General features: G+C 72.3%; 8 protein-coding genes, 1 tRNA gene and 1 pseudogene. 3 read left to right on the forward strand and 7 right to left on the reverse strand.

Annotation, left to right across the window (positions count from 1 at the left end):
* Positions 1-875: response regulator (locus CCN35_RS21595; RefSeq protein WP_143631715.1), on the forward strand; the 875-nt coding region annotated here is incomplete at its 5' end.
* A 171-nt stretch (positions 876-1,046) separates the two neighbouring features.
* Here CCN35_RS21595 and CCN35_RS21600 read toward each other — a convergent pair.
* The 3 genes from CCN35_RS21600 to CCN35_RS21610 form a co-directional block, all read right to left on the reverse strand.
* Complete coding sequence (locus CCN35_RS21600) at positions 1,047-2,702, reverse strand: long-chain fatty acid--CoA ligase (protein ID WP_067399685.1); 1,656 nt, start codon at positions 2,700-2,702, stop codon at positions 1,047-1,049.
* 166 nt (positions 2,703-2,868) lie between these two features.
* Positions 2,869-3,426, reverse strand: a complete 558-nt coding sequence (locus CCN35_RS21605) for a SigE family RNA polymerase sigma factor (protein WP_086793969.1) — start codon at positions 3,424-3,426, stop codon at positions 2,869-2,871.
* Between the two features lie 337 nt (positions 3,427-3,763).
* Positions 3,764-4,075 carry a hypothetical protein gene (locus CCN35_RS21610; protein WP_067399680.1) on the reverse strand — a complete coding sequence of 104 codons (312 nt, stop codon included), beginning with the start codon at positions 4,073-4,075 and terminating at the stop codon, positions 3,764-3,766.
* Positions 4,076-4,452: 377 nt separating this feature from the next.
* Between CCN35_RS21610 and CCN35_RS21615 the strand changes: the two genes are divergently transcribed.
* Positions 4,453-5,328: a bifunctional DNA primase/polymerase gene (locus tag CCN35_RS21615; protein WP_067399676.1), complete on the forward strand. Its 876-nt coding sequence runs from the start codon at positions 4,453-4,455 to the stop codon at positions 5,326-5,328.
* A gap of 150 nt (positions 5,329-5,478) precedes the next feature.
* Here the strand turns inward: CCN35_RS21615 and CCN35_RS21620 are convergent, their stop codons facing one another.
* The gene (locus CCN35_RS21620) at positions 5,479-5,949 is read right to left on the reverse strand and encodes an SPW repeat protein (RefSeq protein ID WP_211285559.1); all 471 of its coding nucleotides are present in this window, start codon (positions 5,947-5,949) and stop codon (positions 5,479-5,481) included.
* Positions 5,950-6,254: 305 nt separating this feature from the next.
* On the opposite strand from CCN35_RS21620, the gene CCN35_RS21625 reads away from it, so the two are divergent.
* On the forward strand, positions 6,255-6,881 hold the full coding sequence (locus tag CCN35_RS21625) for a hypothetical protein (RefSeq protein ID WP_067399669.1): 627 nt from the start codon (positions 6,255-6,257) through the stop codon (positions 6,879-6,881).
* A 174-nt stretch (positions 6,882-7,055) separates the two neighbouring features.
* On the opposite strand, the gene CCN35_RS21630 is transcribed toward CCN35_RS21625, so the two are convergent.
* The 3 genes and pseudogenes from CCN35_RS21630 to CCN35_RS21640 form a co-directional block, all read right to left on the reverse strand.
* Positions 7,056-7,472, reverse strand: coding sequence for a hypothetical protein (locus tag CCN35_RS21630; protein ID WP_143631718.1), 417 nt, complete (start codon positions 7,470-7,472; stop codon positions 7,056-7,058).
* A gap of 256 nt (positions 7,473-7,728) precedes the next feature.
* A tRNA-Ser gene (locus tag CCN35_RS21635) sits at positions 7,729-7,815 on the reverse strand.
* A 97-nt stretch (positions 7,816-7,912) separates the two neighbouring features.
* Positions 7,913-8,820, reverse strand: a pseudogene (locus tag CCN35_RS21640) (S1C family serine protease); the annotation flags it as partial.

An 8,820-nucleotide genomic window follows, 5' to 3' on the forward strand; every position in this document is an offset into this window, starting at 1 on the left:
GGTGGCCCGGCCGGGCCACCGACGGGGCCGGACGGTCGTACGCCATAGGCGCCCCGGACCGGAACGCCGCCGAGGGCCCCGAACCGCTGGACGGCCCGGGCGGCGCGGTGGAGGTCTCGGACTCCCCCCAGCCGCAGCCGATGGACGACGAGCTGCCGCCGGAGCCGCTGGACAACCCGCGCCGGCTGCTCGTCTGGCCGGCCCCCGACGCCGCCACCCAGCAGGCGCTGAGCGACCGCGGCTACCGGCCCGTGATCGTGCACTCGCGCGAGGAGGTGGACGCGCAGATCGCGGCCTTCCCCGCCGCGCTGTTCGTCGACCCGCTGACCGGGCCGATCACCCGCACGGCGCTGCAGTCGCTGCGGCAGGCGGCGGTCGCCGCGGAGGTGCCGGTGCTGGTCACCGCCGGTCTGGGACAGACGACGCGCGAGTCGGCCTACGGCGCCGACCCCGCCGTCCTCCTCAAGGCCCTGGCTCCGCGCGACAGCGAGCAGCACCCGCCGCGTGTGCTGCTGGTCGAGGAGCGCGCCGAGATCGCGCTGGCGCTGACCACGGCACTGGAGCGGCGCGGAATGCAGGTGGCGCGGGCCGCGAGCGACAACGACGCGGTGACGCTGGCCGGACAGTTCCGGCCGAACCTGGTGGTGATGGACCTGATGCAGGTGCACCGCCGCCAGGCCGGCATCCTGGACTGGCTGCGGGCGAACGGGCAGCTCAACCGCACCCCGCTGGTGGTCTACACGGCCACCGTCGACCAGGCGGACCTGCCGCGGCTGGCCTCGGGCGAGACGGTGCTGTTCCTGGCGGAGCGGTCCACCAGCGCCGAGGTGCAGGAACGGATCGTCGATCTGCTGGCCCGCATCGGGACCAACTAGCGGCCGTACGCTCCGCTCCGCCGCGCACCAGGTCGTCGCACCCCTTGTGCTCATCGCGGTTCACCGCGGTTCACCGCGCACGGGCCGGGCGGGAAACCCGGGGTGTCCCGCCCGGCCCGTGCGCTCACCGGCCCCGGGGGCGTCGGGGCCGGATGACGCCTCCGGGCGACGTCAGATCCGGGTGACGTCCAGCTCCCCCTCCGCGTACTGCCGGCGCAGCACCTTCTTGTCGAACTTGCCGACGCTCGTCTTCGGGACCGCCGTGACGACCGTCCAGCGCTCCGGGAGCTGCCACTTGGCGATCCCGCCCTCCTCGGCGAGGAAGGTGCGCAGGGCCTCGAAGTCGGCGGTGGCGCCCTCCTTGAGGACGACGGTGGCCAGCGGGCGCTCGCCCCACTTGTCGTCGGGGACGGCGACGACGGCGGCCTCGGCGACGTCCGGGTGGGCCATCAGCGCGTTCTCCAGAGCGACGGAGGAGATCCACTCGCCGCCGGACTTGATGACGTCCTTGGCGCGGTCGGTGAGGGTGAGATAGCCGTCGGGGCTGATGGTGCCGACGTCGCCCGTCTTCAGCCAGCCGTCCTCGGTGAACTTGTCGGCGGGGCGCAGCGGTTCGGCGTCGGGACCGTTGTAGTAGGCGCCGGCGATCCACGGGCCGCGGACCTCCAGCTCGCCGGCGGACCTGCCGTCCCAGGGGAGGCGTTCGCCGTTGGGCCCGGTCAGGCGGGCCTCGACGCCCGCCGGGAAGCGGCCCTGGGTGAGGCGGTAGCCGAACTCCTCCTCGGTGCCGATCGCATGGGCCGGCGGATGGGCCACGGTGCCGAGCGGGGAGGTCTCCGTCATGCCCCAGGCGTGGCAGACCCGCACACCGAGCCGGTCGAAGGCCTCCATGAGGGAGGCCGGGCAGGCCGAGCCGCCGATGGTGACCTGGGTGAGGGCGGAGATGTCCCGGGGGCGGGCGTTCAGCTCGGCGAGCAGGCCCTGCCAGATGGTGGGGACGGCGGCGGCGTGGGTCGGCTTCTCGCGCTCGATCATCTCGGCGAGCGGGCCGGGCTGCAGGAAGCGGTCCGGCATCAGCATGCCGACGCCGGTCATGAAGGTGGCGTGCGGCAGGCCCCAGGCGTTGACGTGGAACTGGGGGACGACGATCAGCGAGGTGTCCCGGTCGGTCAGGCCCATGGACTCGGCCATGTTGACCTGCATGGAGTGCAGGTAGATCGAACGGTGGCTGTAGACCACGCCCTTGGGGTCGCCGGTGGTGCCGGAGGTGTAGCACATGGCGGCGGCCTGGCGTTCGTCCGGCTCGGGCCAGTCGTACGTGGTCGGCTTGTCCGCGATCAGGTCCTCGTACTCGTGCACCTGCGCGTGGGAGCCCTCGAGCGGGGCGCGGTCGCCGGGGCCGGAGACGACGACGTGCTCGACCGTCTTCAGATGCGGCAGCAGCGGGGCGAGAAGGGGGATCAGGGAGCCGTTGACGATGATCACGCGGTCGGCCGCGTGGTTGACGATCCAGGTCAGCTGCTCGGCGGGCAGGCGCAGATTGAGGGTGTGCAGCACCGCGCCCATGGCGGGGATCGCGAAGTAGGTCTCGACGTGCTCCGCGTTGTTCCACATGAGCGTCGCCACGCGGTCGTCGCCGCGGACGCCGAGGTCGTCGCGGAGGGCATGGGCCAGCTGCACCGCGCGGGCGCCCACCTCGGCGAAGCTGCGCCGCTGCGGCTCGCCCTCACCGGTCCACGTGGTGACCTGGGACCGTCCGTGCACCAGCCTCCCGTGGGCAAGGATGCGGTTCACGGTCAGCGGTACGTCCTGCATGGTGCTCAGCACGGCGTCCTCCCCGGGCAACATTGCCTACGCGGTAGTAAAGGTTGCGCAGATTCTGCGCACATACCGCGCGGTATGTCACTAGTCCCGGCTGATCGATCACATCGTCGCCGTGCGGTCCGCGCCCGAGGGCCACCGGTTCCGCGGCTCCGCCGGTCCCGCGGGCGGATCAGCGCACGCGGCCCAGCTCCGGATCGTCCCGCAGCTTGCCGAGCGCCCGTGACACCGCCGACTTCACGGTCCCCACGGACACGCCGAGCACCTCGGCCGTCTGCGCCTCGGAGAGGTCCTCGTAATACCTGAGGACGACCATCGCCCGCTGCCGCACGGGCAGTTTCATGACCGCCCGCCACAGGGCGTCGCGCAGCGCCTGCTGTTCCGCCGGGTCGGCCGCACCGGCCGGCGGCTCCGGTTCGGGCAGTTCCCCGCAGACGAACTCGTCGACCTTCCGCTTGCGCCACTGCGAGGTACGGGTGTTCAGCAGGGCACGGCGCACATAGCCGTCGAGCGCCCGGTGGTCCTCGATCCGCTCCCAGGCGGTGTACGTCTTCACCAGCGCGGTCTGCAGCAGGTCCTCCGCGTCGCTCTGGTTCGCGGTCAGTGACCGGGCGGCGCGCAGCAGCACCGGCTGCCGGGCCCGTACGTACGCCGTGAACGACGGATACGCCGCGGTCCGGCCTGCCGGTACGGTGGCGGTCGAGGCGCTGATGCAGACGGGTGTGGTCATGGCTCCACGCTAGGAGCGGCCCCCGCTGCGACGGATCGCCCGCAGGTCCCGAAGCGGGGTCCGTCTCAGGTCGTAGAGGTGGGGCCCGTCCCACCTCCTGGAGACGGAGGAGCGGACCGTACCCCCTGCGGGGCCACCCCTGAAAGCACGCCCGAAAAGCACGTCGAGGAGCACGCCCCGAGAAGCCCGTCCGCCGGGGAAGCACATCGTCCGGAAAGCACATCTGCGCGGCGGGCCGAAGCACCGCCGCGCAGATGTGTGTCACGTCCCCACAAGCACCCACAAGGGGTTCAGGGCCGGTGGCGGGTCCCCGAAGTGCGCACCGGCCCGTCCCGGCTCACCACAGAGGGGAGAAGTGGACGGCAACGTTCCTCTCGCCCTGCTGGACGACCGTGAAGGCGGCGCCCTCGACCTGGGCGGTGTTGCTCCGGTTCGAGGCGCCGGTGCCGACCGCCTGCTGCCCCGTGGTGGACGAGTTGCCGCTGTTGTCCCGACCCACCCCGCTGCCGACGACGCCCGCGACACCCGCATTGGATTCGTCACTCGCGATGGCTCCCGTGTCCGCGGCCGCGGTGCCGGTGAAGAGCGCGGCCGCCAAGGGGACGGCCGCGACCGCGGCGAGAACGCGGCCGGTACGGCTGCTTGCCATGTTGCTCCTCCAGTACGAGGTACGTGCCGGCGGTCCTGCCGGACGTACGTGGAACTGTGAAGTACGGCTGTCACCAGGGCAGTCGGCCGGCTGCCCGGCGGGTTTCCCGCGACGTCGCAAGATCAGGGTTGCCCACCGGAACCCGGCGGACCACCTCGAAGGGCCCGGTTCCCACGCAAGCGTGAGGACAAGTCGACAAACCTCCGGAGCCGCTTTTTCCGCCCGGAAGCCGCACAGCGGAGCAGCACGGGATCCTTTCTTCTCAAGCACCGCAAGGGCTGCCGCCACCCATCGAAAATCCGTCCGCACCGTCCCCCTCCCCGGCGTGTCGCGTCCGCCCCCTTCCCTTGCTCGAACACCTGTACGACCATGGAGTCATGGCCACCACCGACCGGCAGGCCAGGACACCGGCTCTCGCCCACGCGCTGTCGGCAGCCGAGCGCGGCCTGGCCGTCTTCCCCCTGTCCCGGACGAAACTCCCGGCCCTGCGCTCCCCGCACCGCGACGACCCGGATCCGTCCGGCCCGCGCTGCCACGGCGAGTGCGGCCGTTTCGGCCACGGTGTGTACGACGCCTCCACCGACCCGGACCGCATCCGCGCCCTGTTCGCCGCCGCCCCCTGGGCCACCGGCTACGGCATCGCCTGCGGACTGCCCCCGCACCATCTGATCGGCGTCGACCTGGACACCAAGGCCGGCACGGACGCCCCCGCCGCCCTGCGCGCCCTCGCCCGGCGCCACCTGTTCGTCCTCCCCGCCACCGTGGTCGTCCTGACCCCCAGCGGCGGCTGCCATCTGTGGCTGAGCGGACCGCCGGACGTCGTCGTGCCCAACTCGGCCGGACGTCTGGCCCCCGGCATCGACGTCCGCGGCGCCGGCGGCTATCTGGTCGGCCCCGGCTCCCGCACCGGGCACGGCGTGTACACCACCGCTCCCGGCACCGCGCACCTTGCGCCCGCGCCCTGTCCGCGTGCCCTTCTGCGCCTCCTTCTTCCTCCGCCCCGTCCCCCTCGCCGCCCCTCACCGGCCTCGGCCGGCCGGCACGGCCGGGGCCTGGTGCAGTTCGTCCTCGCCGCCCACGAGGGCCGGCGCAACAGCCGCCTGTTCTGGGCCGCCTGCCGCGCCTACGAAAGCGGCATCGGTCCCGCCCTCGCCGACTCCCTGGTCGACGCGGCCCTGCACACCGGCCTGTCCGCGCACGAGGCCCGCGCCACCGTCGCCTCGGCGGCCCGCCTGACGGGCCATCGGCCGTAGGGCCCCGCGGCGCGGGCTCCGCACGAGGACACGGGGACACGGGGGACACGAGGACGCGAGGGCACGAGGAGCGGCACCGGCGGCAGGCTCACGGCGCCCGCAGCCGGCCGCGCCCCGCGGAACCGGTTGCGGCCCTCGGTCCGGACGCGCTCACCTCCCCATGGGAGAGCGCCCGTGGGACGGCCGGTCCACCGGACGGGCGGCTGCGGCGGCCATGAGCGCCAGCAGCAGGGCGATCACACCGACGATGACGTTGTTGACGATGGTCCTGGTGGTGCTGACATCACCCGACACGACCCACGGCGAGATGATCGTCCACAGACCCAGCACACAAGCGGCCCACGCGTTGCTGTGCGAACGCTCGTACGCCCGGCCGAGGCCACCGCCCATGAGAAGGGCGTAGGCGACACCGACGATCAGGTTGTTGACCGCCAGAGTGGAGAGGTTGTTGAACCCCGCGATCCACGGCGAGGCGGCCAGGTAGAGCCCCGTGATCAGGGTCAGGGCCTCGAGGGCCTGCGCCTTCGGAGTGGTCGCGGCACGTTCGGCCATCTCGTGCCGCTTGCGCATCTCGATGATGTCGGGATGGGTTTCCAGGTCCGGCCGGGGATGAGTCGCCATGACGCTTCCTCCGAATCGTCCGTCGTATTCCTTGCGCGGGGGCGAGTACCCCCTCGGAAGGGGACGACCCGGAAGGGGACGACCCGGAAGGGGACGACCCGGAAGGGGACGACCGCCCGAACCGCCGGGTCCCGGAACCCCGCCGCAGAAGGCGTCCCGCCGGACCGGGCCCGGCCGCCGGACGGTCCACGAGGCCTCGGGCGAGGTCAGGAGCGCGGTCCGCTCATGGCCGGATCGCTCCTTGTGCCCCGTTCGTCTCCATGTCACACAGATGAAGGCGGGTGATCGGGCAAAGGGGGCACCGCATGTCCGTGTCGGATCGCGATCCGGTGACACCGTCGGCCTGGGCGGTCGAGCGGTTCGGGCGGCACGCGGGCGCGCTCACCGCCGAGGTCCCCCTGCGCCTGGCCAAGGCGCACGCCAAGGCCCACGCGGCACACAGAGCGGCGGGACTGAAGAAGCGGAGCCCCTACGGTGCCGCCCTCGCCGAGGCCGTGCGCGAGGGCCTGGCCGACGCGGCACGGGAGCTGGGGGAGCCGGTACGGGACGTCCGCGGATACGAGTACGCCGTGATCAACGACCACGCCCTGTTCCCCTTCAAGTACGCGAACAGACCGCGCCCCCTGATCCACGCACGCCTGCCCGCCAACGCGTCGCCCACCCGCCGGCGGCTGTTCCACGCCCACGGACCGCAGGCCCAGGACGGCCTGTTCGACGTCGACGACGACCTGGCGACCGAGGAGTACCTGGGACTGCGCGAGACGTTCGAGGAGCTGGGGAGGTCGACGAAGCTCGTCTGCGTGTTCTTCACGGCCGACGCGGAGAACGGCATCCACGTCATCCACTGGGGAGAGGCCCGCCTCGAACCGGACCGCACCTTCACCTGGCTCCACAAGGAACAACTCCCGGTCGCCCCCGTCCCGCTCGAGTGACAGGCACCGGCCAGGCGCAGCGGCTTTCGCCCCCCGTCCTTCCTGCCCCTTTCCACCCCTTCCCGACCCGGGCCCGTCACCGGGCCCTCCCGGGGCTCTTCCCGGTCCTTTCCCGGACCGCACGAGGACACCCGGAGCCGGCCGATGCCGCGGCTCCTCCGGCCCTTCGGCCCCTCAGTCCTCGCTCACCTGCACCAGGACCACGGTGAAGCCCCCGCCGGTACCGGCCACCGCTCCGTCGAAGGTATGGCGGGTGACCGGGCTCCAGGTGTGCATCCCGGACGACGGATCACCGATGTCCGTGTGCCATACGGCCCGTCGGCCCAGCAGGCGGGCAACGCGCTCCGCCGTTCGGCGCGCGTGAGCCGGATCGCAGCGCGGCAGGCCGGGGTGGGCGAGGTCCCCGGCCGCCGGACGGGCCATCAGCCGCACGGCTTGTTCGCGGTCCGTCGGCGAGATCGCCCGGGCGATCTCCGGCACTGTGCCCGGGCCGGTCGCCCCCGGCACGGCGTACTGCTTCCAGGCCCGTTCCGCCTCCAGGGCCACGGCACGGACCAGCTCGGGGACGGACCCCTCGGAGACAGGGAACACACGGCCGAGGACCCCGCCTCGCATGCCGGAGACGTGATCAGCCCGCACAGTCCGGTCGCCGGTTCCACGAGGGCCATGCCCTCAGCACGCCCGGGAGCCGCTTCGTACAGCACCTGCCGGCCGAGAAGTCCGTGCCCCGGCCGTGCCCGGCCGAGCAGGGAGCCGGGGAAGGAACGGGCCCGCGACGGCGGCCGGACACGAGCACGGCCCCCGACCGGACATCCAGGTCGGGGGCCGTCTCTCACTGCTCGTGCCGCGGAGGCGGTGGGATTTGAACCCACGGTGACATCGCTGCCACGACGGTTTTCAAGACCGTTCCCTTCGGCCGCTCGGGCACACCTCCCCGCGCCGCGCGTGACCGGCGGCGCGGGACAAGACTAACCGGTCGTCACGCACATGTGCGGATCAGTTGTCGGGGAGGCCCCGGCACGCGCGCGGGATCAGTCGTCGCCGATGCGGGCCCCGAGAACCACGTCGACCTTGTACTCCTTGCCGTCGCGCTTGACGGTGAGGGTGACCTTGTCGCCGGGCTTGTGGGTCCAGATCTCGCCGATGAGGGTGGGGCCGGAGTCGATGATCCGGTCGTCGAGCCTGGTGATGACGTCACCGGGCCTGAGGCCGGCCTTGTCGGCGGGGCCGCCCGGCTCGATCGGGGCGGAGCCGCCGACGCCCTGCTCGGTGATCTTGGCGCCGTCCGTGGTGTTCTCCAGGGAGACCGATGCGCCGATCTTGGCGTAGACCGGCTTGCCGGTCTTGATCAGCTGCTGGGCGACGTACTTGGCCTGGTTGATCGGGATCGCGAAGCCCAGGCCGATCGAGCCGGACTGGCCGGAGCCGCCGAGGCCGCCGCCCGTGGACTGGATCGCGGAGTTGATGCCGATGACCGCGCCGCGGGCGTCGAGCAGCGGGCCGCCGGAGTTGCCCGGGTTGATGGAGGCGTCCGTCTGCAGGGCGCTCATGTAGGACGCCTTGCTCTCGGAGTTGCCGTCGCTGGAGGCCACGGGGCGGTTCTTGGCGCTGATGATGCCGGTCGTCACCGTGTTCGACAGGCCGAAGGGAGCGCCGATGGCGATCGTCTCGTCGCCGACGGCCACCTTGTCGGAGTCGCCGAGGGGAAGCGGCTTGAGGTCGGAGGGGGCGTTCTTGAGCTTGATGACGGCGACGTCGTAGCCCTGGGCGTTGCCGACGATCTCGGCCTCGTACTTCTTGCCGTCGGGGAAGGTCGCGGTGAGCCTGCCGCCGTCCACGGCGTCGGCCACCACATGGTTGTTGGTGATGATGTGGCCCTGGGCGTCGAAGACGAAGCCGGTGCCGGCCGCCCTGGCCGCCGGCACCGGCTTCGTCTTCG

The organism is Streptomyces thermovulgaris, assembly GCF_002155915.1.
GTDB lineage: Bacteria > Actinomycetota > Actinomycetes > Streptomycetales > Streptomycetaceae > Streptomyces > Streptomyces thermovulgaris.

Coding starts and splice junctions, on each gene's coding strand:
- CCN35_RS21620 (WP_211285559.1), bottom strand. CDS start 5,949: ATGGCGACTCATCCCCGGCCGGACCTGGAAACCCATCCCGACATCATC.
- CCN35_RS21605 (WP_086793969.1), bottom strand. CDS start 3,426: ATGACCACACCCGTCTGCATCAGCGCCTCGACCGCCACCGTACCGGCA.
- CCN35_RS21610 (WP_067399680.1), bottom strand. CDS start 4,075: ATGGCAAGCAGCCGTACCGGCCGCGTTCTCGCCGCGGTCGCGGCCGTC.
- CCN35_RS21615 (WP_067399676.1), top strand. CDS start 4,453: ATGGCCACCACCGACCGGCAGGCCAGGACACCGGCTCTCGCCCACGCG.
- CCN35_RS21625 (WP_067399669.1), top strand. CDS start 6,255: ATGTCCGTGTCGGATCGCGATCCGGTGACACCGTCGGCCTGGGCGGTC.